The sequence below is a fragment of the Nocardia transvalensis genome (genome assembly GCF_015477765.1).
In the GTDB taxonomy this organism is placed as follows: domain Bacteria; phylum Actinomycetota; class Actinomycetes; order Mycobacteriales; family Mycobacteriaceae; genus Nocardia; species Nocardia transvalensis_A.
Window position 1 is genome coordinate 708463 of sequence record NZ_JADLQQ010000003.1, and the last position, 25550, is coordinate 734012.

The window sequence follows — 25550 nt, forward strand, 5'->3', positions numbered from 1 at the left end:
ATCAGTCCTGGTAGGTGGGCTGGGGTGGGCCGGAGGACGGACCCAGCACCGAGAGCAGCCACCGTTGATACAGCCTGCTCCAGGTGCCGTCGGCGCGGATGCGTTCCAGCGTGGCGTTGACGAAACGGACCATATCGTCGTTGCCCTTGGGGATTCCGACACCGTACGGTTCGTCGCTGAGATTGTCGCCGACCATTTCGGTGTAGTACTGGTCCTGGATCGCCAACCCGGCCAGTAGCGCATCGTCGGTGCTGACCGCGTCGACCTGACGCTGCTGCAGCACCACCAGGCAGTCAGCCCAGGCGGGCACGGTCAGGATGGAGGCGGCGGGCTGTTTGCGCCGGATCAGATTCAGCGAGGTGGTGCCCGCGGCCACGCACACGCGCTTACCCGCCAAGTCGGCCAATCCGGTGATACCGGAGTTCTTCACGGCCAGAACCCGTTGGTGCGACAGGAAATACGGGGTGGAGAAGTCCACGCGCTGACGCCTGTCGCAGGTGATGGTCATGGTCTTCACCACCACGTCGACGGTGTGCTCCTGCAGCGCGCGTTCGCGTTCGGCCGAGCTGAGCATCCGATACTCCACCCGCTCCGGGTCGCCGAACAGATCGCGGGCGATCTCCTTGGCGATGTCGACGTCGAAACCGGCCAGGGTGCCGGTGATCGGGTCGCGGAAGCTGAACAGGTTGCTGCCCGGGTCGAGGCCGACCAGCAACCGGCCGCGGGCGCGGATGGCGTCGAGGGCGGGCCCGTTCTCGGCGCCGGTCGGGCGCAGGCTCGCCGTCGGGTTCGGGCACGACTGATCGATATTCGGCGGTGGCGATGTCATCGTCGGCGCCGCAGTGGCTTTGGCAGGCAACGGCAGCTCGGTGTAGGCGGCCGAACGTTCGGTTCGCGACGCGGTGGGTTGGTCCTGACAACCCGTCACCAGCAGCGCGATCGCGGCCAGGACGGGGACCAGGGTTCGGCGTGCGATCATCGGTACTCCCGCAGTCGCGGCCACAGGCCCGCCAAGACGAACACGGCGGCCAGCACGGACAGGATCAGCGCACCCGGAGCCAGGACATCCAGGCTGCGGGCGGCGTCGGATACATTGTCCCGCAAGGTTTTCCGGGTCTCGGTGAGACCCTCGCCGAGAGCGCTGTCGAGGGCGACCACCGACGCGGTGGCCTCGGTGGAGCCCGGGCCGATCGCGACCGCGCCCGCTCCGGGGAAGTCGCCGCGGGCGAGGGCGTCGTTCATGCGCTGATGCGCCTCGCGCCACTGGTCCAGCGCCGCCTTGGCGGAGGCGACGTCGCCGGATCCCGGTGCATGCTTCGGGTAGCGGGTGAGTAGGGAGGTCACCTTCGCGGTCGCGTTGTCGTAGGTGTGGTCGTAGTCGCCGCTGGCGTCGCGGCGGACCAGTTTCAGGGTCTCGGCGGCCCGTGCCTGCTGGACCAGGATGCGGCTCTCGGTCAGATCCGAGGTCGGCACGGTGCCGTCGTCGCGGCCGTGGGTGGTCGACACCGCCGAGATAGCCCCGGCCGTCACCGTCCACGCCAGCAGGATCACCAGGGTGCCCGAGGCCAGCAGCAGGCCGGGGTTCAGCACCCGATGCCAGCGCCGGGCCAGATACAGCTGGGCGGCGATCAGGGCCGCCAGCGCCAGGACGGGCAGGATGATCGCCGACCACGGCGGCCGCACGTGGTGGCGCTGGGTGGCCTCGATCGCCGCCGACCGATGCTCCTGCAGCTCCCGCGCCATGGGCAGCACCTTGGTCTGCATCAGATTGGACGCTTCGCTGAGGTAGGCGGCGCCCACGGGGTGGCCGTCGCGGTTGTTGGCGCGGGCGGTTTCGATCAGGCCGGTGTAGACGGGGAGCTGGGTGGCGATGCCGGTGCGGAGCTGGCCGTCCGGGTCGGCGCCGCCGGTGCTGCTGGACTGGGTCACCAGTTCGGCCGACGCCTCGCCGATCGCCTGGTCGTAACGGTCACGCACCGGTTTGGGCTCCAGGCCCCCGGAGATGAAGGCGGTGCCGGCGGCGGCGTCGGCCACCGACAGCGAGGTGTAGAGGTGCTGGGCGGAATTCGCATCCGGTTCGGCCTGGTCCAGCAGGTAGTCCAGGGCGTGCTGGCGGCTGCTCACCACCGAGGCGGTCACCACGCCCGCGACCAGGCATGAGCCCAGCAGCAGCAATCCGATGGCAATCAATTTGGCGGGGGAGGACCGGAGGAAGGCGCGCAGGTCGGTGGCGTCGAGCTGCCGGCGCATGGCGGCGGCAGCGGCCCGCGGCGACAGCTCGTCGAGCCGGGGTTGCCCCGTCCGAGCCATATCCACCTCCATCCGTTCACCGGCCGATGCCGTGTGGACTGAGCTTATTGTGGTCGTATCGGCGCCGCTTCGGGTGTCGCCCGGGCAAGCTGACCCGGTCGGATCGGGTTCGGGCGGTGTGAACAGCGCTGGCGTGGATGGGACGAGGGCGAGCATGCGTGGTGACGGAGACGGCTTTGTGGTGAACCCCGACGGGACGCGGAACTGGGGTCGGTTCGGGGCAGCCGGACTGTTGCTGCGGGCGCCGCGAGCCGGCGGCGGGGCCATGGTGCTGTTGCAGCATCGGGCGCCGTGGAGCCATCAGGGCGGCACCTGGGCGCTGCCCGGTGGTGCCCGCGACAGCCACGAGACCAGCGTGCACGCGGCCGTGCGGGAGGCGCAGGAGGAAACCGGGATCGAGCCCGCCGCGGTCCGGGTGCGCGGTTGCCGGGTGACCGCGACCATGCCCAGCGGCTGGACCTACACCACCGTCGTCGCCGATGCCGCCGAACCCCTGCCGACCACGGCCAACAAGGAGAGCGCGGAACTGGCCTGGGTGCCCGAGGAAGAGGTGGAACAGCGGCCGCTGCATCCGGGTTTCGCGGCATCCTGGCCGTTGCTGCGGGCCGAGTCGGCCCGGATCAGCCTGGACGGGGTGGCCGATGCGGCGGCGGTGGCCGCGGTGCTGCCGCGCACGGTGGATCTGGCCGAGCGCGGATTCGTGTGGCTGCATGCCAACGGGCAGGCGGGGCGCACCGCACGGATCACCGAGGGCCGGAAAGCGGTGGATTTGGCCGGAAATGTGTTGGTGCTCACTCTGGAGCAGGTGTTGTCTTGAGGCATGACCGCACGCGAGGTGCCGACATATTGCCGGATCTGTGAACCACTCTGCGGATTGATCGCCACGGTCGAGGACGGCCGGGTGGTGCAGTTGCGGCCCGACCGCGAGCATCCGCTGTCGCGGGGTTTCGCCTGCCCGAAGGGGATCGCGTTCACCGAGATCCAGAACGATCCGGATCGGGTGCTGTATCCGTTGCGGCGCACCGCGGGCGGTGAATTCGAGCGGGTGTCGTGGGAGACGGCGCTCGACGAGATCGGGGCGCGGCTGCGGGCCATCGTGGGTGCCCACGGCCGGGAAAGTCTGGGATGGTATTTCGGTAACCCGTCGTCGTTCTCGTATTCGCATGCGTTGTGGCTGATCGGATTTCAGCTTGCCGCCGGGATACGGCACATGTATTCGGCGGGGTCGCAGGATGTGAACAATCGGTTCGTGGCCAGTCATCTGCTGTACGGGTCGCTGACCAGTGTGCCCGTGCCGGATCTGGACCGGACCGAGTTCCTGTTGATGGTAGGTGCGAATCCGGTTGTCTCGCACGGGAGTGTGGTGAGTGCGCCGCGCATTCGGGACAAGCTCACCGGTATCACCAAGCGGGGCGGGCGCGTGGTGGTCGTGGATCCGCGGCGTTCGGAGACCGCGCGGTTGTTCGAGCACGTGGGGGTGCGGGCCGACACCGATGCGTGGCTGCTGGCCTCGATGGTGCAGGTGATCTTCGCCGAAGGACTCGAGGATGCGGCGGCGCTGCGCGAGCAGGCGAGCGGAGTGGCCGAATTGCGTCATGCGGTGGCCCGATTCACGCCCGAAGCCACTGCCGCGGTGACCGGTGTGGACCCGCAGACCGTGCGCGCGCTGGCCCGCGATCTGGCGCGGGCGCCCCGGGCGGCCGTGTACGGGCGGACCGGTTCGTGTCTGGGTCGCCATGCCACGCTGGTGGCCTTCCTCATCGATGTGCTCGCCGCCGTGACCGGCAATCTCGACCGGCCGGGCGGTTCGGTGTTCGGTAAGGAGCTGGTGGCGGTGTCGCAGCTCAATGCGCGGCTCGGGCTGGTCGGCTACGACAAGCGGCGTTCGCGCATCGGCGGCTTTCCGGATGTGCTGGGGACGTTTCCGGCGGCGATCATGGCCAAGGAGATCACCACGCCCGGGCCGGGTCGGCTGCGCGCGCTGTTCACCTCGGCCGGTAATCCGGTGCTGTCGGTGCCCAACGGTGACGAACTCGCCTCGGCGCTACGGGAACTCGATCTGTTCGTCTCGATCGACCTGTATGTCAACGACTCCAACCGGATGGCCGACTACATCCTTCCGGCCACCACATTCCTCGAACGAGACGATGCCCCGCTGCCCTTCACCGCGCTCGCGCCGACGCCGTACACGCAGTACACCGAGCGGGTGGTGGAGCCGTACGGCGAGGCCCGGGAGGAATGGGAGATCATCGATGAGATCGCTCGGCGAATCGGGGTGCAGCCGTTCACCTTCGGGCCTGCGCGGCCGGTCGGGAAGCTATTGAGCGCGGTACGACAGCGAATTCCGGGTGGCGCTGCGCTGCGGGTACCGCCGCGGCTGCTGCTCGATATGGCATTGCGTACCGGCCCCTACGGTGATCTGTTCGGTCTGCGGCGGGGCGGGGTGAGCCTGCGGATGCTGCGTCGGCATCCGCACGGTGTGGTGTTGGCCGAGCACATCACCACCGGTGTGCTGCGACATGTGGTGCGGCACAAGGGGCACCGCGTCCAACTGGCGCCGCCGGAAATCATCGCCGAGCTGAACCACCTGACCCAGCCGGCCACCGACCCCGCCTTCCCCCTGCGAGTCATCAGCATGCGCGAGTTGAAATCCCACAACTCCTGGATGCACAACGCCGAGGCCCTGATCGCCCGCCGCCAACACGCCGCCCGCATCCACCCCAAGGACGCCGCCGTGGCCGGTATCACCGACGGCGAACGCTGCCGGGTGACCTCCCCCCACGGCTCGATCGAGCTGACCGCCCACCTCACCGAGGACATGACCGAGGGCACCGTCGCCATCCCCCACGGCTGGGGCCACACCGGCGGCTGGCGCCGGGCCACCGCCGCAGGCGGCGCCAACGTCAACCTCCTCATGTCCACAGCCATCACCGACGTAGAACCCCTAGCAGGCATGGCCCACCTCAACGGCGTCCCCGCCCGCCTGGACCCGGCGAAAACCACGCCGAGTCAATAGGAAACGAACCACGCCGAGTCAATAGGAAACGAACCACGCCGGGTCAATAGGAAACGAAGCCGGGCCATAGGAAAGAAGCACGCCGGAAACGAGTTTCCTCTTACCTCGGCGGCGAGTCTTCGCGTTACCCCGGCGGTGAGCCCTCTCATTACCCGGCGGTGAGCCTTCTCATTACCCCGCCCCGACGCCCCCTAGGGCGTCGGGGCGGGGTCCTGGTGAGATTTCAGCAACCTCAGCGCGCGGCGTTCTCCAGCAGTCGTTGCTTCAGCGCACGGGCGGCGGCCTCGGGGTCGCGGGCCTCGGTGATTGCGCGGACCACCACGACTCTGCTGGCGCCCGCGGTCAACACCTCGTCGAGACGCTCGTGGTCGATGCCGCCGATGGCGAACCACGGGCGGGTGGGGTGGGAGTCGGCGGTGGAGCGGACCAGGTCGAGGCCTGCGGGGGTGCGGCCGGGTTTGGTGGGGGTGGTCCAGACCGGGCCGGTGCAGAAGTAGTCGATGTGTTCGTCGATGGCGGCCAGGCCCGCCTGGTTGCGGTTGTGGGTGGAGCGGCCGATCACCACATCGGGGCCGACGATCTTGCGGGCATACCAGGGCGGCAGATCGCCCTGGCCGAGATGCAGGACATCGGCCCCGGCGGCCAAGGCGATATCGGCGCGGTCGTTCACCGCGAACAATGCACCGTGTCGGCGCGCGGCCGCCTTCAGTTCGGCGAGGGCGCCCAGTTCCGCGCGGGCCTCCAGCGGTCCGAACTCGGCCTCACCGGGTGAACCCTTGTCGCGCAGCTGGATGATGTCGACCCCGCCGGCCAGCGCCGCCTCGGCGAACTGGGCCAGGTCGCCCTTGTCACGGCGGGCGTCTGTGCACAGGTACAGCCGCGCGGTGGCGAGGCGGTCCCGGGGTGCGACGGGTCGGTTCGGAAGGGACGGTTGCACGCCCTCGACCGTAACCGCGCTAACGTGGGTAGGCGAAACGAGTAAGCATCCCTGACGCGAAGGCGGCCGCGCGGGGAGGCCGTGCCCGGATATATCGGGACCGAGCGAGGTGGAAGGTAATGCGGACTCTGGCCGTCGTGGGTGGGGGCGTGATCGGACTGGCGGTGGCGTGGCGCGCCGCCGAATCGGGGTGGGCGGTCACGGTATTCGATCCCGCCGTCGCCACCGGCGCATCCTGGGTCGCGGGCGGCATGCTCGCACCGCTGTCGGAGGGCTGGCCCGGTGAGGAGGCCGCCCTCGAGTTCGGGGCTGCGTCGCTGGGCCGCTGGCCGGAATTCGGCGCCCGACTCGAGGAGGCGACCGGGACCTCGGTCTTCGTCGCCGCGCAGACCCTGACCGTCGCCTTGGACGCGGCCGACGCCGCCGACCTGCGCACGATCGCCGAATTCGTCGGCAGCCGAGGTCACGAGATGCAACTGCTCGACCGCGCCGGGGTGCGGGAGAAGGAACCCGCTCTCGCGCGCACCGTGCGGGCCGGTCTGCTCGCGCCCACGGAACCGGCTGTGGACAACAGGCTGTTGCTCGAGGCCCTGCGCCGCTGCTGTGAACAGGCCGGTGTCCACATCCAGGCGACCTCCGTCGAGGCCGTGGACGACCTCGACCACGACCAGATCGTGCTCGCCGCCGGGGCCGCCTCTGCGCGCCTGTGGCCGAGCCTGCCGGTCCGCCCGGTGAAGGGTGAGATCCTGCGTCTGCGCCATCGGCCCGGCGCACCCCCGCCACCGCGGCGCGTGGTCCGTGCGCGGGTGCACGGCCACCCGATCTATATGGTGCCGCGCGCCGACGGCATCGTCCTCGGCGCCACCCAGTACGAGGCCGGTTTCGACACCGCCGTGACCGTCGCCGGCGTGCGCGACCTGATCGCCGACGCCGAGGAGGTCCTGCCCGCCCTCGGCGAATACGAACTGGCCGAGGCGAGTGCGGGCTCGCGCCCCGGCACTCCCGACAACCTGCCGCTGATCGGCCGCCTCACCGACCGCGTCATCGCCGCCACCGGCCACGGTCGCAACGGCATGCTGGGCGTGCCGATCACCGCCGACGCCGTGGCGGCCGTGCTCGACGGCGATGTGCTGCCCGAGGCGAAAGCCGCGCAGCCGCAACGTTTCGCGCGGTCGGCGGCGGTCTCCGGGATCAACGAGGGCTCTCGGTGACACCCACTGCCAGGCGGCTCGACCGCCGTGACGGTGCCCGAGGCCACCACAGCTCACACAGTGCTGTGCACCGCGAAATCGCCGGTGCGGCACCATTATCAGGAGGTATGCGATGACGGCAATCCCCGTCGGAGTCACCGTGAACGGTCAGGACCACGAGTTCGCCGAGCCACCGACCGTGCGGGAACTATTGCAACAGCTGGGCCTGCCCTGCCAGGGCGTCGCCTTGGCGGTCGACGGTGCGGTGTTCCCCAAGTCGCGCTGGGACGAACCGGTCGGCCGGGGCTGGGACATCGAGGTGCTGACGGCGGTGCAAGGTGGATAGCGTCATGGAACCTTTGCAGATCGCGGATCGGAAATTCGGCTCGCGGCTGATCATGGGCACCGGCGGTGCCGACAATCTGGCCGTGCTGGAGGAGGCGCTGATCGCCTCGGGCACCGAGTTGACCACGGTCGCCATGCGCCGGGTGGATGCGGCGGGCGGCACGGGCGTGCTGGATCTGCTGAAGCGCCTGGACATCGCCCCGCTACCCAATACCGCCGGATGTCGCACGGCGGCAGAGGCCGTGCTCACCGCCCGGCTGGCGCGTGAGGCGCTGGACACCGACTGGGTGAAGCTCGAGGTCATCGCCGACGAGCGCACCCTGCTGCCCGACGCCATCGAGTTGGTCGGCGCGGCAGAGCAGTTGGTCGACGACGGCTTCGTCGTCCTGCCCTACACCACCGACGACCCGGCGCTGGCCAAGCGCCTCGAGGACGTCGGCTGTGCCGCCGTCATGCCCCTGGGCTCGCCCATCGGCACCGGACTGGGCATCGGCAATCCGCACAATATCGAGATGATCGTGGCCGCCGCCGGTGTGCCGGTCATCCTCGATGCGGGCATCGGCACCGCCAGCGACGCCGCCCTGGCCATGGAACTCGGCTGCTCGGCGGTCCTGCTGGCCACCGCCGTCACCCGTGCCCGCCGACCGGCCGTGATGGCCGCGGCCATGGCGGACGCGGTCAAGGCCGGTTACCTGGCCCGCGAGGCGGGGCGGATTCCCAAGCGCTTCTGGGCGCAGGCGTCCTCGCCCGCGTTGTGACCGGACAGCTCACGGCCCCGATCCTCCGATCAGGGGATCCCTCGGGGCCTCGCTCAGGGTCCGGCTCATCCTGAAGGATGATCGCGGACGCGACCTCTGAGCGATAGTGCTGTGGACGTTTCTCCGCAAGACTGGGTGCCATGATCGAAGTGAGAGGCCTGACCAAGCGGTTCGGTGCGACCGTCGCGGTCGACGACCTGTCGTTCACGGTCAAGCCCGGTCAGGTGACCGGGTTCCTCGGGCCCAACGGTGCCGGTAAGTCGACCACCATGCGCATGATCCTCGGTCTCGATCAGCCCACCGCCGGTGAGGCCATGATCGGCGGGGTGCCGTATCAGCAGCTCGACCATCCGCTGCGGCTGGTCGGCGCGCTACTGGACGCCAAGTGGGTGCATCCGAACCGGTCGGCCCGCGCGCACCTGCGCTGGCTGGCGGCCGCCAACGATCTGCCCGCGGCGCGGGTCGACGAGGTGCTGCGGTTGGTCGGCCTCAGCGAGGTCGCCGACAAGAAGGCCGGCGGCTTCTCCCTCGGCATGTCGCAGCGGCTGGGCCTGGCCGGGGCGCTGCTCGGCGACCCGCCGGTGCTGCTGTTCGATGAGCCGGTCAACGGCCTGGACCCGGAGGGCATCCTGTGGATCCGCCGGTTCATGCAGCGACTGGCCGCCGAGGGCCGCACGGTGCTGGTCTCCAGCCATCTGCTGTCGGAGATGGCCCAGACCGCGGATCATCTGATCGTCATCGGCCGCGGCAAGCTGATCGCCGACACCAGCACCAAGGACTTCATCGAACGCGCCTCGGAAGCGACGGTGCGCGTGCGCAGCCCGCAGCTGGATCAGTTGCGCAGCCTGCTCACCTCCAACGGTATGACCGTCCGCGAGGACGAGGGCGCCCTGCTGGTAGTGGGCGAAACCAGCGACGCCGTCGGCAAATTGGCCGGCGCCAACAGCATCACGCTGTACGAGCTTGCGCCGCAGCGGGCCTCGCTCGAGGAGGCGTTCATGCGGATGACCGGTGGTGCGGTGGAGTACCACGGCGAAGGTATCGAACAGGTGATGGGAGGTGCGCTCTGATGGGCGTGTTGGCTGCGGAACGGATCAAGCTGACCTCGACCAAGTCTCCCCTGTGGTGCACCGCCCTGACCGTGGTGTTCGCCCTGGGTATCGCGGCGCTGTTCAGCCTGCTGATCAATGTCAGCGTCCGCGAGTACAACAAGGAGATCGCCGCCGGGCACCAGACGATGACCGAGGCGCCCTACCCGGACAACGCGATCGCCGCGCTGGGCATCACCGGTGCGTCCCAGGGCATTCCGGGCTTCGGCTACATCATGATCATGATCCTGGCCGCGCTGGCGATCACCAGCGAATACCGGTTCGGGACCATCAAGGCCACCTTCATGGCGGTGCCCAATCGCACCTCCGTGCTGCTGGCCAAGGCGGGGCTGATCGCCGTCGCGGCGGCCGCACTGTCGGCGGTGCTCACCTTCGTGAGTTTCTTCATCTTCAAGGCGATCGTGTCCGCCGACGGAGGGCGCAACCTGAGCCTGACCCATGGTGATCCGCGGGTCTTCTACTCGGTGCCGATCTTCATCGCCCTGGTGGTGTTCCTGGCCGTCGGTATCGGCGCACTGATCCGGCAATCGGCGGGCGCACTGACGCTGCTGATCGTCTGGCCGGTGCTGATCGAGCCGATCATCGGAGCGTTCGGCAAGGTCGGCCGCAATATCCAGGTGCTGCTGCCGTTCCAGAACGCCGGCCGCTTCCTCGGTACCGCAGGGGGCGATGGCCTGCCCTGGCACTGGGGTGCGTGGGGTGGCCTGCTCTACTTCGCGGCCTTCGTCGCGATCGTCTATGGCGCCGCGCTGTTCGTGGTGAACAAGCGCGACGCGTAAGACCTGCCCGAGCTCCGGGGCGACCTTCCCTCGCCGCCCCGGGGATGGGAGAGCGGTCCTGTCGGGGGACCGCTGCGCCCGGTCACGTCGGTCACTGCCCGTCCGACGTGACGAACACCGGCCCGATGCGAGTCTTCGCATCGGGCCGGTGCTGTGTTGTCGTGCGGGCAGGCGCTCGAGCGTCGACCAGCCTGTTCGACGGCCAGTTTGGAAACATTCAGTTAATTGCGGGGAACGTCACTTCCACCTAGAAATATGCATAGGTAGCATCGGCCTCAGCAAACAACGCGCTATCTGTCGGCGGACCCATCGATGTGTTCGCTCCGTCGAATCGAAGAGGTGGCACGTGACGATCATGGGTAACCCGCCCGCCGAGCAGCCGCTGAGATACGCTCGGGACGTGAGCGAAAAACCCTCCGGTGACGGCGAAAACGCGCGTCGGACGGACGGTTCGGGGACGGGGTCGGAGAAGGACTCCTCCGCGCGCGGCTTGGGCGGTCGCCGCCGTCGGCTCGACGACGGCGAAGGCGATCGCGCGCGATCCGACCTCGTCATACCGCTCACCCCCGTCGACGGCGAGGATGCGGTCCGCCGCCCCGGCGTCCGGCTGCGCCCGGGCCAGTGGTCGGCATTGATGTCGGCGGCCAATACCCGGCCGGACCTGATCGGCGTGATTCGCAAGGCCCGTCAGAACCTGCCCGGCGATCCCGCCTTCGGTGATCCCCTGTCGCTGTCGGGCCCCGGAGGCCCACGGGCCGTGGCGCGGGCGGCGGACAAACTGGTCGGCGACACACCCAGTGCGGCCAAGGAGATCGGCCTGGGCGCCCTGCAGGTCTGGCAGGCGATGCTGGAGCGGGTGGGCCGTGGCAAGGGCACTCAGGAAGTGACCGTCATGTTCACCGATCTGGTGGCCTTCTCGAGTTGGTCGCTGTCGGCCGGGGACGAGGCCACGCTGGAGCTGTTGCGGCGGGTCGCCAAGGCCATCGAGCCGCCGATCGTGGATCGGGGCGGCCAGGTGGTCAAGCGCATGGGTGACGGGGTGATGGCGGTGTTCGGATCGCCGGATCGCGCTCTGCGGGCCGCGGTGGCCGCCAAGGAGAACCTGGAGCACGTGGAGGTGCAGGGCTATCGGCCGCAGATGCGCATCGGCCTGCACACCGGGACCCCGCGGGAATTCGGCGGGGACTGGTTGGGTGTGGACGTCACGATCGCGGCCCGCGTGATGGAGGCGGGCGGCAACGGCAACACCATGCTCTCGGAGTCCACGCTGCAGGCGCTGAGCTCGGAGACGCTGGCCGAGCTGGGCTACGCCGCCCGGCCGTATCGGCGGAGCTTCTTCGCCGCTCCGTTGAGCGGTGTGCCAGAGGACTTGCGGATATTCCGGCTGGACGGAGAGTAGGGGCTACTGCCACCAGACGGCCGCGCCCGCGGCGGCCAAGACCGCGCATGCGCCGAGTGCGACCGCGAGCACTCGGTTGCTGTTCTTCCAGGTGCTGATGGCTCCGCCGATCAGGAATCCGGCCAGGGCCAACAGGAAGACGACGATCACGGAATGGGACACGCGCCCATCATGCCTGTTCGAGATCCAACCGGGCCTCGCGGCCTTGCACAGCCCTCTTGACCTGGAACTTTGATAATTAACAAGCACGCAGGCTTGATTTTTTCTGACCTCGATGTGACCCTGTAACCGACGCGGCGACGGCGCTGCGCAGGCTCAGGTCGCAGGAGGGTCGCTCACCATGACCACCAGTCTGGGGGCCGATGGGGAGGTTCTCCGCATCGGCAACTGCTCCGGGTTCTACGGCGACCGGTTCAGTGCGATGCGCGAGATGCTCGAGGGTGGGCAGCTCGATGTGCTGACCGGGGACTATCTCGCCGAACTCACCATGTTGATCCTCGGCCGGGATCGGATGAAGGATCCGAGCCTCGGCTATGCCAAGACCTTCGTCCGGCAGCTCGAGGACTGTCTGGGGCTGGCGCTGGAGCGCGGGGTGCGGATCGTGGCCAACGCCGGTGGCCTGAATCCTGCCGGACTCGCGCAGCGGCTGCGGGAGGTCGCCGAAAAGCTCGGTGTCACAGCCGCGGTCGCCCATGTGGAGGGCGACGACCTGATGCCCCGCGCGGCCGAGCTGGGGCTCGGCACTCCGCTGGCGGCCAATGCCTACCTCGGTGCCTGGGGCATCGCCGAATGCCTGAAGGCCGGCGCCGATGTGGTGGTGACCGGCCGGGTCACCGACGCCTCGCTGGTCGTCGGCCCGGCGGCAGCCCACTTCGGCTGGGGTCGTACCGATTTCGACGCACTGGCGGGTGCGGTGGTGGCCGGTCACGTCATCGAGTGCAGCACCCAGGCCACCGGCGGCAACTTCTCGTTCTTCACCGAGATCGATGACCTGGACCGCCCCGGCTTCCCGATCGCCGAGGTGCGCCGCGACGGCAGCAGCGTGATCACCAAGCACGAGAACACCGGCGGCACGGTCACGGTCGATACCGTCGAGGCGCAGCTGATGTACGAGATCCAGGGCGCGCGCTACGCCGGGCCGGACGTGACCACCCGGCTCGACACCATCCGGCTCGGCCAGGAAGGGCCGGATCGAGTACTCATCAGCGGGGTCGCCGGTGAGGCACCGCCGCCGCGGCTGAAGGTGTCGCTGAACACCCTGGGTGGATTCCGCAACGAAATGACCTTCGTGCTGACCGGCCTGGACATCGACGCCAAGGCCCAGCTGGCGAGGCGGCAGCTGGAGACCTGGTTGCCGACCCGGCCCGCAGAGCTGGACTGGACGCTGGCCCGGCTGGATCACCCCGACGCCGAGACCGAGGAGCAGGCCAGCGCGCTGCTGCGCTGTGTGGTGCGGGATCCGGATCCGAACAAGGTGGGGCGCGCCTTCTCCAATGTGGCCGTGGAGCTGGCGCTGGCCAGCTACCCGGGTTTCACACTGACCTCACCGCCCGGAAACGGTTCGCCCTACGGCGTTTTCACTCCCGGCTATGTCGATGCCGACGCGGTCGCGCAGGCGGCTGTGCTGGCCGACGGCACACGGATCGAGATCGCCGCCTCACCCACCACCCGGGAACTCGCCGAGGTCGACGAGCCCGCCCTGCCGGAACCGTTGCCGCACAGCGCTACTCGCCGCGTTCCGCTCGGCACGATCGCGCTGGCGCGCAGCGGCGACAAGGGCGGTAACGCCAATATCGGTGTGTGGGTGCGGACCGACGAGCAGTGGCGCTGGCTGGTGCACGCGCTCACCGTCGGCGAACTGCGGCTGCTGCTGCCGGAAACCGCCAAGCTGCCGATCACCCGGCACGTCCTGCCGAATCTGCGGGCACTCAACTTCATTGTCGAGGGTCTGCTCGGACAGGGCGTGGCCTATCAGGCGCGATTCGATCCACAGGCCAAGGGGCTCGGCGAATGGCTGCGCTCCCGCCATGTCGACATCCCCGTGGAGTTGTTGTGATGAATATGTGGGAAACGCCGGAGCGACGTGAACTGCGGGCGACCGTCCGGGGCTTCGTCGAGCGCGAAATCCTTCCCTCCCTGGGCGATTGGGAGCGTGCGGGTGAGATTCCGCGCGAATTACACAAGAAGGCAGGGGCTTTGGGATTGCTGGGGATCCAGTTTCCCGAGTCCACAGGAGGTTCGGGCGGGGACGGCATCGACGCGGCGATCGTCTGCGAGGAGATGCATCAGGCGGGTGCCTCGGGCGGGCTGTTCGCCTCGCTGTTCACCTGTGGAATCGCCGTGCCGCACATCATCGCGTCGGGTAACAGCGAGCACATCGAACGCTGGGCGAAGCCGACGCTGGCAGGGGAGAAGATCGGCTCGCTGGCCATCACCGAACCCGGTGGCGGCTCCGATGTCGGGCATCTGACGACCAGCGCCGCGCGCGACGGTGATCACTTCATCGTCAACGGCGCCAAGACCTACATCACCTCCGGTGTGCGGGCGGACTTCGTCGTCACCGCCGTGCGCACGGGTGGGCCCGGTGCGGGCGGGGTGTCGCTGCTGGTGGTGGAGAAGGGCACACCAGGATTCACCGTGAGCCGCAAGCTGGAGAAGATGGGCTGGCTGGCCTCCGACACCGCCGAGCTGTCCTATGTGGACGTGCGGGTGCCCGTGGAGAATCTGGTCGGCCCGGAGAACAGCGGCTTCGCCCAGATCGCCATGGCTTTCGTCAGCGAGCGGGTCGGGCTGGCCACGCAGGCCTACTCTCAGGCGCAGCGCTGCCTCGACCTGACGCTGCAGTGGTGCCGGGACCGGGAAACCTTCGGCCGCCCGCTGATCAGCCGCCAGGCCGTGCAGAACACCCTCGCCGAGATGGCGCGGCGCATCGACGTGGCCCGGGTCTACACCCGCAAGATCGTCGAACGCGCCGCCGAGGGCGAGACCGATCTGATCGCCGAGGTGTGTTTCGCCAAGAACACCGCCGTGGAGGCGGCCGAATGGGTGGCCCACCAGTCGGTGCAGCTGTTCGGCGGCCTGGGCTACATGCGCGAATCCGAGGTGGAGCGGCAGTACCGTGATATTCGCATCCTCGGCATCGGCGGTGGCACCACCGAGATCCTGACCGCCTTGGCAGCAAAACGATTGGGGTACCAATCTTGACCATCCTGCGCACTTCCGTAGATCCGAAAGCGCCGGACTATCGGGCCGCCGCCGAGGCGATGCAGGCCAAACTCGCCGAGATCGAGGCCGAATTCGCCAAGGCCGTGGCCGGTGGCGGCCCGGACAAGCTGGCCCGCCATCGCAAGCGCGGCAAGCTGACCGCGCGCGAGCGCATCGAACTGCTCATCGACGAGGATTCGCCGTTTCTGGAGCTGTGCCCGCTGGCCGCGTGGGGCAGCGAATTCCACGTGGGTGCGAGCCTGGTCGCCGGTATCGGCATCGTCGAGGGCGTCGAAACCATGATCGTCGCGCCGGATCCGACCGTGCGCGGTGGCACCTCGAATCCGTGGACGCTGCGCAAGAACCTGCGCATGAACGACATCGTCATGCAGAACCGGCTGCCGATCATCGGCCTGGTCGAATCCGGCGGCGCCGACCTGCCCACGCAGAAGGAGGTCTTCGTTCCCGGCGGGCGGATGTTCCGCGACCTCACGCAGGCGTCGGCGGCCGGAATCCCCACCATCGCACTGGTTTTCGGCAACTCCACCGCGGGCGGCGCCTACATTCCGGGCATGTCGGACTATGTGGTGATGATCAAGGAGCGCTCCAAGGTGTTCCTGGGCGGTCCGCCGCTGGTGAAGATGGCCACCGGTGAGGAATCCGACGACGAGTCGCTGGGCGGCGCCGAGATGCACGCGCGGATGTCGGGCCTGGCCGACTACCTGGCCGTGGACGAGCAGGATGCGATCCGGCTGGGCAGATCGATTGTGCGCCGGTTGAACTGGAAGAAACAGGGACCCGCGCCGCGTCCGCGCGAGGAAGTGATCGAGCCGCTCTACGACGCCGAGGAGCTGCTCGGCATCGTGCCGACCGATCTGAAGATCCCGTTCGACCCGCGCGAAGTGATCGCGCGCATCGTCGACGGCTCCGACTTCGACGAGTTCAAACCGCTCTACGGCGCCAGCCTGGTCACCGGATGGGCGGAACTGCACGGCTATCCGGTCGGTATTCTGGCCAACGCCCGGGGCGTGCTGTTCTCCGAGGAATCACAGAAGGCCACGCAGTTCATCCAGCTGGCCAACCAGTCGAACACCCCGTTGCTGTTCCTGCACAACACGACCGGCTACATGGTCGGCAAGGAGTACGAGCAGAAGGGCATCATCAAGCACGGCGCGATGATGATCAATGCGGTGTCCAACTCCAAGGTGCCGCACATCTCGGTACTGATGGGCGCCTCCTACGGGGCCGGGCATTACGGCATGTGCGGGCGCGCATACGATCCGCGGTTCGTCTTCGCCTGGCCCAGTGCGAAATCCGCGGTGATGGGCGGCGCCCAGCTGGCGGGTGTCATCTCGATCGTGGGCCGGGCCGCCGCCGAATCGAAGGGCCTGCCCTTCGACGAGGAGGCCGACGCCAATATGCGCGCGATGATCGAGGCGCAGATCGAGGCGGAATCGCTGCCGATGTTCATGTCCGGGCGCCTCTACGACGACGGCGTCATCGACCCCCGCGATACCCGAACGGTGTTGGGAATGGCGTTGTCGGCCATCCACAACGCCCCGATCGAGGGCGCCGACGGCTTCGGCGTCTTCCGGATGTGAGAGGGGCCCAGTCGATGGTCACCACTGTCCTGGTCGCCAATCGGGGCGAGATCGCGCGGCGCATATTCGCCACCTGCCGCCGCATGGGTATCGGCACCGTCGCGGTGTACTCGGATGCCGATGCGCAATCCCCGCACGTCGCCGAGGCCGATGCCGCAATCCGCCTGCCCGGCAACACTCCTGGCGAGACGTATCTGCGTGGCGATCTGATCATCGAGGCGGCATTGGCCGCCGGTGCGGATGCGATTCATCCCGGATACGGATTCCTGTCCGAGAACGCCGATTTCGCGCGCGCCGCGATCGAGGCCGGACTGGTGTGGGTGGGACCGCCGGTCAGCGCCATCGAGCAGATGGGCTCGAAGGTGGAGTCCAAGAAGATGATGGACGCCGCCGGAGTGCCGGTGCTGGCCGAGCTGAATCCGGCCGAGGTCACCGCCGAGATGCTGCCGGTGCTGATCAAGGCGTCCGCCGGTGGCGGGGGGCGCGGCATGCGCGTGGTGCGCTCGCTCGACGACCTTCCGGCGCAGCTGGAAGCCGCGCAGCGCGAGGCGGCGTCGGCCTTCGGTGATCCGACGGTGTTCTGCGAGCGCTACCTCGAGACCGGCAGGCATATCGAGGTGCAGGTGATGGCCGACACCCACGGCACCGTGTGGGCGGTCGGCGAGCGCGAATGTTCGATTCAGCGCCGCCATCAGAAGGTGGTCGAGGAGGCGCCCTCGCCGCTGGTGGAGAAGATCGACGGCATGCGCGAGCGGCTGTTCGAGGCGGCGCGGCTGGCGGCCGCGGCGATCGGATACGAGGGCGCGGGCACCGTCGAGTTCCTGGCCGATGACAAGGGGGAGTTCTTCTTCCTGGAGATGAACACCCGGCTGCAGGTGGAGCATCCGGTCACCGAGTGCACCACGGGCCTGGACCTGGTGCGGTGTCAGCTGCAGGTGGCGCAAGGGCAGCGGTTGGCGGCGACGCTGCCGCCGCTGCGCGGGCACTCCATCGAGGTGCGGCTGTACGCCGAGGATCCCGCGCACGATTGGCAGCCGCAGAGCGGGACCGTGCACAAGCTCGAAATATCCGGCACCGTCGAGGAGTTCGGCATTCTCGATCGGCCCGGCATTCGGCTGGATTCCGGCGTCGTCGACGGTTCGGTGGTCGGTGTGTACTACGACCCGATGCTGGCGAAGGTCATCTCCTACGCCGACACGCGCGATGAGGCGGCACGGTTGCTGGCGGCAGCCCTGCAGCGGGCCAGGATTCACGGCTTGGTCACCAACCGTGATCTGCTGGTCCGGGTTCTGCGGCATCCTGCCTTTCTGGCTGGTGAGACCGATACCGCCTTCTTCGACCGGCACGGGCTGGAAAACCTCTCCGCACCGGTGGTTTCCGAGGCAGACGAGCGGTTGTCGATCGTCGCGGCGGCGCTGGCCGAGGCCGCGGCCAACCGAGCCCGAGCACGTGTGGGCGGCGGCCTGCCCAGCGGCTGGCGCAATCTGCCCTCCCAGCCGCAGTCGAAGCGCTACGAGAGCCGTACCACCGGCACGCACGAGATTCGCTACCGGATCACGCGTACCGGCCTCGAGGTCGAGGGCCTCGACGGGCTCGAATTGGTCGAAGCCACACCGGATTCGGTGACTCTGCTGGTACCCGGGGAGCGGGGGCCGGTGCGGCGACGCTTCGAGATCACCCGCTACGGCGATCCCGGGTGGGTGTATATCGACTCGCCGCTCGGCCCGGTCGCCGTGCGGCGCCTGCCGCGCTTCGAGGATCCGTCAGAGCATGTGGCCGAGGGGTCGCTGCTGGCGCCCATGCCGGGTGCGGTGATCCGCCTCGGCGCCGAGGTCGGCGGTCGGGTGGAGAAGGGCCAGCCGATTCTGTGGCTGGAGGCGATGAAGATGGAGCACACGATCGCCGCCCCGGCCGACGGTGTGCTCACCGAACTGAATGTGACTGCGGGACAACAGGTCGACGTCGGCGCGGTGCTGGCGGTCGTGCAGGCAAGCGACACTCAGGAGTAAGCCATGAGTTTCATCGAGACCGACGAACAGAAGCAACTGCGTGCCGCGGTCGCCAAGCTCGCCGCCAAATACAACTTCCGCGACTACGTCGCCCCCAAGGCCCGCAAGAACGAGCCGCTGAGCGAATTGTGGGACGAGGCGGGCAAACTCGGCTTCCTGGGGGTGAACCTGCCCGAGGAGTACGGCGGCGGTGGCGCCGGCATCTACGAGCTGTCGCTGGTGATGGAGGAGCTGTCGGCGCACGGTGCGGGGCTGCTGCTGATGGTGGTCTCACCGGCCATCTGCGGCACCATCATCACCAAATACGGCACCGAGGAACAGAAACGGCACTGGCTGCCGAGACTGGCCGACGGCTCGTCGAAGATGGTGTTCGGCATCACCGAGCCCGACGCCGGATCCAACTCGCACCACATCACCACCACCGCGCGGCGCGACGGCGGTGACTGGATCCTCAACGGGCGCAAGATCTTCATCTCCGGCGTGGACCAGGCCGAGGCGGTGCTGATCGTGTCGCGCACCGAGGACGCCAAGACCGGCAAGCTCGAGCCCGCGCTGTTCATCGTGCCCACCGACGCCCCTGGTTTCGAGAAGACGCGGCAGGAGATGGACATCATCGAGCCGGACAGCCAGTTCACGCTGTTCCTCGACGATGTGCGGCTGCCCGCCGACGCCCTGGTCGGGCAGGAGGACGCGGCGCTGGCCCAGCTGTTTGCGGGGCTCAACCCGGAGCGCATCATGGGCGCCGCGATGGCCGTGGGCATGGGCCGCTACGCCATCGACCGGGCCGTGGAATACGCCAGGGAACGCCAGGTGTGGAAGGCGCCGATCGGCGCCCACCAGGGCATCGCCCATCCGCTGGCGCAGGTGAAGATCGAGTTGGAGCTGTCCAAGCTGATGATGCAGAAGGCGGCCGTGCTCTACGACTCCGGCGACGATTTCGGCGCCGCCGAGGCCGCGAATATGGCGAAATACGCGGCGGCCGAGGCCAGTATCAAGGCCCTCGATCAGGCCATCCAGACCCACGGCGGATCGGGGCTCACCCGCGATGTGGGTCTGGCGGGCATGCTCGCCGCCGCGCGCATCGGCCGGATCGCGCCGGTCAGCCGGGAAATGGTGCTCAACTTCGTCGCGCAGCATTCCCTGGGACTGCCGAAGTCGTACTGACCCGGAAGGAGGGTTCATGGGCGAGACTCCCGACGCGCCGTTCGTGCGCTACGACGTTCAGGACGGCTTTGCGGTGCTGACTCTGGACTCCCCACACAACCGCAACGCACTGTCGTCGCGGCTGGTGACCGAACTGCTGACGGGTTTGCAGCAGGCGGCCGCGGACGCTCGGGTGCGCGGGGTGGTGCTCACCCACACCGGCAACACCTTCTGCGCGGGTGCGGATCTGAAGGAGGCGCTGGACGCCGATCCGGCGGTCGCCGCGGATATCCGCACCCAATGGATGGTCTCGGTGCTGCGCACGATCCTCGAGCTGCCCAAACCCGTTGTCGCGCAGATAGACGGCAACGTCCGGGCCGGTGGGATGGGGATCGTCGCGGCCTGCGATATCGTCGTCGCCGGGCCCGGCAGCAGTTTCGCGCTCACCGAGGCGCGAATCGGATTGGCGCCCTTCATTATTTCGCTCACGCTACTGCCGCGGATGACCTCGCGGTCGGCCGCGCGGTACTTCCAGACCGGTGAGAGCTTCGATGCGGCCGAGGCGCAGCGGATCGGATTGATCACCGTGGCGGCCGACGATCCGGCGGCCGAGGTGACGCGGCTGCGTGCGGAGCTGCGGCTGGGATCGCCGCAGGGGCTGGCCGAAAGTAAGCGGCTGGTGAATGCGGGGATTCTCGCCGAACTCGAGAGATCCGCCGACGACCTGGCGAAACGCTCCGCCGGCTGCTTCGGCACCGCCGAGGTCATCGAGGGTATGACGGCCTTCTTTCAGCGTCGCCCACCGAGCTGGGCACAATAACCGATCATGGCGACCCCGCACGAACCGAAGCAGGACCGCAGCCGAGCCACTCGGCAGCGGCTGCTCGAGGCGACCATCGACTGCCTGGCCGAGATGGGCTGGGCGGCCGCCACCGTGGCCGTGGTCGCCGAACGGGCCGGGGTCTCGCGCGGCGCGGCGCAGCACCACTTCCCGACCCGGGAGGATCTGATCACCGCCGCGCTCGAGTACATGTTCGACACCCGGATGGCGCAGGCCAAGTCGGAGGCGCTGGCGTTCGCCGATATCGCCCAGGGCGTCACGCGGACCGAGGCGGTCGTCTCCGGTCTCGTGGAGTCCTACACCAGCCCGCTGTTCAAGGCTGCCCTGCAGGTGTGGACGCATGCGGCCGCCGACCCCGTGCTGCGCGAGCGCATCGTCCCCCTCGAGGCCCGCTTCGGCCGCATCGCCCACCGCATGGCGGTCGAGGCCCTCGGCGTCGACGACACCGATCCGGTCACCCACCATCTCGTACAGGCAACCCTCGACCTGGCTCGCGGGCTGGGACTGGCGGATGTGCTGACCGACGATTCGGCCCGCCGCAAGGAAATCGTGCAACAGTGGTCGGCGACCTTGCACGAGGCTTTGAAGGGTGCCGGAATCTCGTGAGCTGGATTACGGGATTTGGTCACCCGGTTGGTTCGGGTTTAAGCTGACTGAGCTTTGCTGACCAACGCAGCAAGTTCTGGCCCCGTCGTCTAGCGGCCTAGGACGCCGCCCTCTCAAGGCGGTAGCGCGGGTTCAAATCCCGTCGGGGCTACGTCGTTCGTCCCGCCCGATCCGGGCGGGTCTACCAGCCGAAAATCTCGGCCATCTCGATGGATTCGTCATCCCACCGGTCCTCGATGGCCCGGCGTTCCTGTTCCGGCAGGTCCGGAGACCAGCCCACGCGGCGCCAGAACGCTTCTCGGTGTTCGTCGCTGAGTGGATAGGGGGTGTTCATGGGATGCGTTCCTGATGCTCCCAGCATGCTTTCGGATATCCCAGGGTAGAGCCCGCGCACACCCGCCCGGGCCCACTTCGCAGGAAGTGGACCCGGGGCCGAGATCATCTGCGGCTCAGCGCTGTTGGGTCAGGTCGTACACCGTGACGCCGTCGACCTCTCGCGCGGTGAAATTCGCCTTCACCCACTCGGTGATCCGGACTCCGGAGGTATCCGACCGACGATGTCGGCGCTCGTCACCGGCGATGAAGTAGTGGATCCTGCCCTGGGATACATACCGCTGGAACTGCCCGAGTGTCGGCGCCGGGTCGCTGCCGTTGAAGCCGCCGATCGGCATTACGGGCAGTTCGGTGGCGAGCTGATAACCGGCCGCCGGCATCGAGCTGACGGTCGCCGCCGCCCAGGTGTAGGCGTCGGCATTGTCTTCCAGCAGCGCCAACAGCTGCTCGCCGGGATGGCTGGGCGCCATGAAGTTGCCGCCCCGGCCGCCTTCCGGCCCGCGCTCGCCCCGGGCGTGCTCCTGGGCCCACGGCGGCATGTCATGCATCGGCAACCTCGGGCCCGCACTGGGAAGCGGTCCGGCGTGCGCGGTGGCGATGGTGTCGACGGTGTAGGCGAGCGGCCCCGCAAGCGCGACGACCACGGCAGTCAGCGCGGTCACCACGGCTATTCGCCGCGGCGTGGGGATCAGGAGCAGAACCGCGACCACGATGCCGACGCTCAGTACCACCCATCGCAGCCATGGCAGGAACGAGGCGCTGCGCGACAACAGCATCCATGCCGTGGCGATGGTCAGGCCGAGTGTCAGCACGGCCGCACACCGCACCCATAGCCGTTCCCGATGCCGCCACAGCAGTACCGCACCCGCCCCGGTGAGCGCTGCGATCGCGGGCGAGAGTGCCACGGTGTAGTACTGGTGGAAGATCCCTTTCATGAGGCTGAACACCAGCCCGGTCACGATCAGCCAGCCACCCCACAGCACGAATGCGGCGCGGCGACGATCGGTGCGAGCGGCCTTGCCGCACAGAATAATTCCCGCGACCGACAACGCCAGTGCCGCCGGGAGCAGCCACGCGATCTGGCCACCCTGAGCGGGTTCGAACAGGCGAGTGATGCCCGCGCTGCCCCAGAACCCGGCGCCGCCGTGCGGCAGTTCACCACCCGGCCCCACGCTGCCGAACTCGTCGCCGTTGAGCCGCCCCAGCCCGTTGTAGCCCAGCGTCAGCTCCAGGATCGAATTATGCGGCGAGCCACCGAAATACGGCCGCGAGCCGGTCGGCCACACCTCGGCGATCAACACCCACCAGCCCGCGCCGACCAGCACCCCGACCAGCGCCGCGAACAATTGCGCGATCCGCACCGGCAGCCGCGGCGGCCCGGCGATCAGATAGGTGAGCGCCAAAGCGGGGACGACCAGCGTCACCTGCAATTGCTTTGCCAGGAAACCCAGACCGATGAACACTCCGCACAGGACGAGCCAGCGCGTGCGGCCGTCCTCGACCGCGCGGGTCAGCGCCCACGCCGCCGCGACCATGAGCAGCACCAGCAGCGCGTCCGGATTGTCGAACCGGAACATCAGGGCGGCAACGGGAGTGACGGCCAGCACCAGCCCGGCCAGCAGGCCCGCCGCGGCACCGAAGCTGCGCCGCACGGTGGCCCACAGCAATGCCACCGCACCCACGCCCATGAGCACCTGCGGGAACAGCAGGCTCCAACTGCTCAGCCCGAAGACCCGAATCGACAGCGCCATCGGCCACAGCGCGGCCGGTGTCTTGTCGACGGTGATCGAATTACCGGCGTCGGAGGAGCCGAAGAAGAACGCCTTCCACGACACCGAACCGGCCTGTGCCGCCGCGGCATAGAACGAATTGGCCCAGCCGTTGGCGTCCAGATTGCACAGATACGCGATCGCAGTGCCGCAGAGCAGCACCGCCAGAGCCGAATACTCCCAGCGGCGCACGCGAACCGAGGGCCCGTCCACCGAGGTCGACGGGCCGGACAATGCTGTTGTCATCGGTCGGCGACTCGCTCCGCCGAACCGGTGACCGCATTGCGGAACACCCAGCGCAGACCCACGAATCGGGTCAGGGTGGCGAGCAGGTTCGCCACCACCAGGACGAACAGCTCCAGATGCACAGCGGCATCCGGCGCCCAGCGGTGCAGCACGAACAGCGAACCGCTGGTGAGCAGCCAGGCGAAACCGAAGATCAGCAGGCCCTGGAAATGGTGCGAGACCACGCGGGTGGCCCCGCGCACGCCGAAGGTGAAGGCGCGGTTGGCCGCCGTATTGGCGATGGCGGTGATCAGCAGCGCCGCGAAGTTGGCCGGCTGCGCGCCGATCACGCCCTGCAGCAGCACATACAGCAGCATGTAGGACAGCGTCGAGATCACGCCGATGATGCCGAACCGGACCAGTTGGCCCACCATGCCCAGCGGCACGCCGTCGACCAGCGGTTCCCGGCCGACGGCCACGCGCAGTTCATTGACCGGCAGCGCACCCGTCGTCAGGCCCTTGCCGACCCGCCACACGCCCAGCAGGTCCTTGCGGGCGGTGTCGACGATGTCGACGCGGCTGTCCGGATCGTCGATCCAGTCGACCGGCACCTCGTGGATGCGCAGGCCGGCGCGTTCGGCGATCACCAGCAGTTCGGTATCGAAGAACCATTCCCCGTCCTGCACCAGCGGCAGGATGCGGCGGGCGACCTCGGTGCGCATGGCCTTGAAGCCGCACTGGGCATCGGAGAACCGAGCCTGCAGCGAGCATCTGAGGATGAAGTTGTAGCTGCGGGAGATGAACTCCCGTTTGGGTCCGCGCACCACCCGCGACGATTTGGACAGGCGGGTGCCGATGGCCAGATCCGAATGACCCGAGACCAGCGGGGCGACCAGCGGCAGCAGCGCGTTCAGATCCGTCGACAGATCCACGTCCATATAGGCCACGACCTCGGCGTCGGAGGCCTCCCAGACGGTGCGCAGGGCGCGGCCGCGCCCCTTGCGGTCCAGGTGCACCACGCGCACGCCCGCCAGTTCGTCGGCCATGCCGCGCGCCACCTGCAGCGTGCTGTCGGTGGAGGCGTTGTCGGCAATGGTGATGCGGGCCGAGAACGGAAACCCTTCGCCGAGGAACGCATGCAGGCGCCGCACGCACCCCGCCAGATCGCGCTCCTCGTTGTAGACCGGGATAACCACATCCAGAATCGGAGTGCGCACCGCGTCGGTGGTGGGTGTCGCCTGAACGGCCGTCACTGTCTCGGACATGGCTCTAACCTCGGTGATCAGCCTTGGGTACCGCTGCGCCCACGCTGGGAGATTCCTGGGAGGGCCGGGAAAACCTTCCGGTCGGAAGTAGCTGTGGGTGCGCCGAGGTTAACAGCGCGACGCGGGCTCGGCCATTCGAAAAGCCGGTTCTGTTACCGACTCAACGCCGATGTTCGAGCTTCAACGGGCTACGCCGGGTCGCCGAGCTCCAGCACCACCAGTGGAATCGGCATCGTGATCCGCGATTGGAAATCGGCCAGCAACGGATTGTTCACCTTGATCCACTCGGCGAACTCGCGGTACTCCGCACCCTCGAGGACGCGGCCGCGCCCGCGGTAGGTCTTGTCCCCGAGTTCGACCGTGATGTCCGGATTCGCCTTGATGTTGTACCACCACGCCGGATAGCGGTCCTCGATGAACGAGCTGACGTACAAGGTGTCGCCGCGATACAGGGCGCCCAGGGGGACCGTGCGCGGCTTGCCGCTCTTGGCGCCGGTGGTGGTGAGCAGCAGCAGTGTGCCGCCCTCGTAGGCGCCGCCGACCTTGCCGCCGTTGGCGCGGAACTCGGCCACCACGCCGCCGTTCCAGTTGGCCATCTCCGCCTCGGAGAACTGCTGGTTCCAGGGGGCATCCGGATCGTCGTAGGAGGTGATGTCGCGGCGATCATCCTGTGCCGCACCCGATTCGCTCATGAGGGCAGTATGCCCGCGG

Annotated in this window: 23 protein-coding genes and 1 tRNA gene; 16 read left to right on the plus strand and 8 right to left on the minus strand. The window is 68.4% G+C overall.

From position 1 onward, the window contains the following. Position 1: 1 nt before the first annotated feature. The gene (locus tag IU452_RS11315) at positions 2 to 979 is read right to left on the minus strand and encodes a glutamate ABC transporter substrate-binding protein (RefSeq protein WP_195108884.1); all 978 of its coding nucleotides are present in this window, start codon (positions 977 to 979) and stop codon (positions 2 to 4) included. Then, positions 976 to 2310 carry a hypothetical protein gene (locus IU452_RS11320; RefSeq protein ID WP_195108885.1) on the minus strand — a complete coding sequence of 445 codons (1335 nt, stop codon included), beginning with the start codon at positions 2308 to 2310 and terminating at the stop codon, positions 976 to 978. The genes IU452_RS11315 and IU452_RS11320 overlap by 4 nt, the downstream gene beginning before the upstream one ends. Positions 2311 to 2464: 154 nt before the next feature. Between IU452_RS11320 and IU452_RS11325 the strand changes: the two genes are divergently transcribed. Continuing rightward, positions 2465 to 3127, plus strand: a complete 663-nt coding sequence (locus tag IU452_RS11325; RefSeq protein WP_195108886.1) for an NUDIX hydrolase — start codon at positions 2465 to 2467, stop codon at positions 3125 to 3127. Positions 3128 to 3130: 3 nt separating this feature from the next. Then, entirely contained in the window at positions 3131 to 5326 is a 2196-nt protein-coding gene (locus tag IU452_RS11330; RefSeq protein ID WP_195108887.1) for a molybdopterin-dependent oxidoreductase, read from the plus strand. A 232-nt stretch (positions 5327 to 5558) separates the two neighbouring features. Here the strand turns inward: IU452_RS11330 and thiE are convergent, their stop codons facing one another. Then, on the minus strand, positions 5559 to 6263 hold the full coding sequence (thiE, locus tag IU452_RS11335; RefSeq protein WP_195108888.1) for a thiamine phosphate synthase: 705 nt from the start codon (positions 6261 to 6263) through the stop codon (positions 5559 to 5561). A gap of 119 nt (positions 6264 to 6382) precedes the next feature. On the opposite strand from thiE, the gene thiO reads away from it, so the two are divergent. From thiO to IU452_RS11365, 6 genes are all read left to right on the plus strand, one after another. Next, positions 6383 to 7474, plus strand: a complete 1092-nt coding sequence (gene thiO / locus IU452_RS11340; RefSeq protein ID WP_195108889.1) for a glycine oxidase ThiO — start codon at positions 6383 to 6385, stop codon at positions 7472 to 7474. 112 nt (positions 7475 to 7586) lie between these two features. Then, positions 7587 to 7799 carry a sulfur carrier protein ThiS gene (thiS, locus tag IU452_RS11345; RefSeq protein WP_195108890.1) on the plus strand — a complete coding sequence of 71 codons (213 nt, stop codon included), beginning with the start codon at positions 7587 to 7589 and terminating at the stop codon, positions 7797 to 7799. A 4-nt stretch (positions 7800 to 7803) separates the two neighbouring features. Further along, positions 7804 to 8556: a thiazole synthase gene (locus IU452_RS11350; RefSeq protein WP_195108891.1), complete on the plus strand. Its 753-nt coding sequence runs from the start codon at positions 7804 to 7806 to the stop codon at positions 8554 to 8556. A gap of 140 nt (positions 8557 to 8696) precedes the next feature. Continuing rightward, positions 8697 to 9626 carry an ABC transporter ATP-binding protein gene (locus IU452_RS11355; RefSeq protein WP_195108892.1) on the plus strand — a complete coding sequence of 310 codons (930 nt, stop codon included), beginning with the start codon at positions 8697 to 8699 and terminating at the stop codon, positions 9624 to 9626. Beyond that, positions 9626 to 10444, plus strand: a complete 819-nt coding sequence (locus IU452_RS11360; RefSeq protein ID WP_195108893.1) for an ABC transporter permease subunit — start codon at positions 9626 to 9628, stop codon at positions 10442 to 10444. The genes IU452_RS11355 and IU452_RS11360 overlap by 1 nt, the downstream gene beginning before the upstream one ends. 634 nt (positions 10445 to 11078) lie before the next feature. After that, on the plus strand, positions 11079 to 11843 hold the full coding sequence (locus IU452_RS11365) for an adenylate/guanylate cyclase domain-containing protein (RefSeq protein ID WP_195109032.1): 765 nt from the start codon (positions 11079 to 11081) through the stop codon (positions 11841 to 11843). 3 nt (positions 11844 to 11846) lie between these two features. Here IU452_RS11365 and IU452_RS11370 read toward each other — a convergent pair whose 3' ends face one another. Further along, the gene (locus tag IU452_RS11370; protein ID WP_195108894.1) at positions 11847 to 12005 is read right to left on the minus strand and encodes a hypothetical protein; all 159 of its coding nucleotides are present in this window, start codon (positions 12003 to 12005) and stop codon (positions 11847 to 11849) included. 178 nt (positions 12006 to 12183) lie between these two features. Between IU452_RS11370 and IU452_RS11375 the strand changes: the two genes are divergently transcribed. From IU452_RS11375 to IU452_RS11410, 8 genes are all read left to right on the plus strand, one after another. Continuing rightward, positions 12184 to 13899 (plus strand): acyclic terpene utilization AtuA family protein, encoded by a 1716-nt coding sequence (locus IU452_RS11375; protein ID WP_195108895.1) that lies wholly within the window; start codon positions 12184 to 12186, stop codon positions 13897 to 13899. Next, entirely contained in the window at positions 13899 to 15047 is a 1149-nt protein-coding gene (locus IU452_RS11380; protein ID WP_195108896.1) for an acyl-CoA dehydrogenase family protein, read from the plus strand. The genes IU452_RS11375 and IU452_RS11380 overlap by 1 nt, the downstream gene beginning before the upstream one ends. Continuing rightward, positions 15044 to 16648, plus strand: a complete 1605-nt coding sequence (locus tag IU452_RS11385; protein WP_195108897.1) for an acyl-CoA carboxylase subunit beta — start codon at positions 15044 to 15046, stop codon at positions 16646 to 16648. The genes IU452_RS11380 and IU452_RS11385 overlap by 4 nt, the downstream gene beginning before the upstream one ends. Before the next feature lie 14 nt (positions 16649 to 16662). Further along, entirely contained in the window at positions 16663 to 18657 is a 1995-nt protein-coding gene (locus IU452_RS11390; RefSeq protein WP_195108898.1) for an acetyl/propionyl/methylcrotonyl-CoA carboxylase subunit alpha, read from the plus strand. Positions 18658 to 18660: 3 nt separating this feature from the next. Then, positions 18661 to 19821, plus strand: coding sequence for an acyl-CoA dehydrogenase family protein (locus tag IU452_RS11395; RefSeq protein WP_195108899.1), 1161 nt, complete (start codon positions 18661 to 18663; stop codon positions 19819 to 19821). A 16-nt stretch (positions 19822 to 19837) separates the two neighbouring features. Continuing rightward, positions 19838 to 20620, plus strand: coding sequence for an enoyl-CoA hydratase family protein (locus IU452_RS11400; protein ID WP_195108900.1), 783 nt, complete (start codon positions 19838 to 19840; stop codon positions 20618 to 20620). Positions 20621 to 20626: 6 nt separating this feature from the next. Then, a complete protein-coding gene (locus IU452_RS11405; RefSeq protein ID WP_195108901.1) occupies positions 20627 to 21247 on the plus strand; it encodes a TetR/AcrR family transcriptional regulator in 621 nt (206 codons plus the stop codon). A 78-nt stretch (positions 21248 to 21325) separates the two neighbouring features. Next, positions 21326 to 21398 (plus strand) — tRNA-Glu (locus IU452_RS11410). A 30-nt stretch (positions 21399 to 21428) separates the two neighbouring features. Here IU452_RS11410 and IU452_RS11415 read toward each other — a convergent pair. From IU452_RS11415 to IU452_RS11430, 4 genes are all read right to left on the minus strand, one after another. Next, complete coding sequence (locus IU452_RS11415; protein ID WP_195108902.1) at positions 21429 to 21581, minus strand: hypothetical protein; 153 nt, start codon at positions 21579 to 21581, stop codon at positions 21429 to 21431. Between the two features lie 115 nt (positions 21582 to 21696). Continuing rightward, positions 21697 to 23595: an ArnT family glycosyltransferase gene (locus IU452_RS11420; RefSeq protein ID WP_195108903.1), complete on the minus strand. Its 1899-nt coding sequence runs from the start codon at positions 23593 to 23595 to the stop codon at positions 21697 to 21699. Beyond that, positions 23592 to 24839: a bifunctional glycosyltransferase family 2/GtrA family protein gene (locus tag IU452_RS11425; protein ID WP_195108904.1), complete on the minus strand. Its 1248-nt coding sequence runs from the start codon at positions 24837 to 24839 to the stop codon at positions 23592 to 23594. Before IU452_RS11425 ends, IU452_RS11420 begins: the two co-directional genes overlap by 4 nt. Before the next feature lie 188 nt (positions 24840 to 25027). After that, on the minus strand, positions 25028 to 25531 hold the full coding sequence (locus IU452_RS11430) for a nitroreductase/quinone reductase family protein (protein ID WP_195108905.1): 504 nt from the start codon (positions 25529 to 25531) through the stop codon (positions 25028 to 25030). Positions 25532 to 25550: the final 19 nt, after the last annotated feature.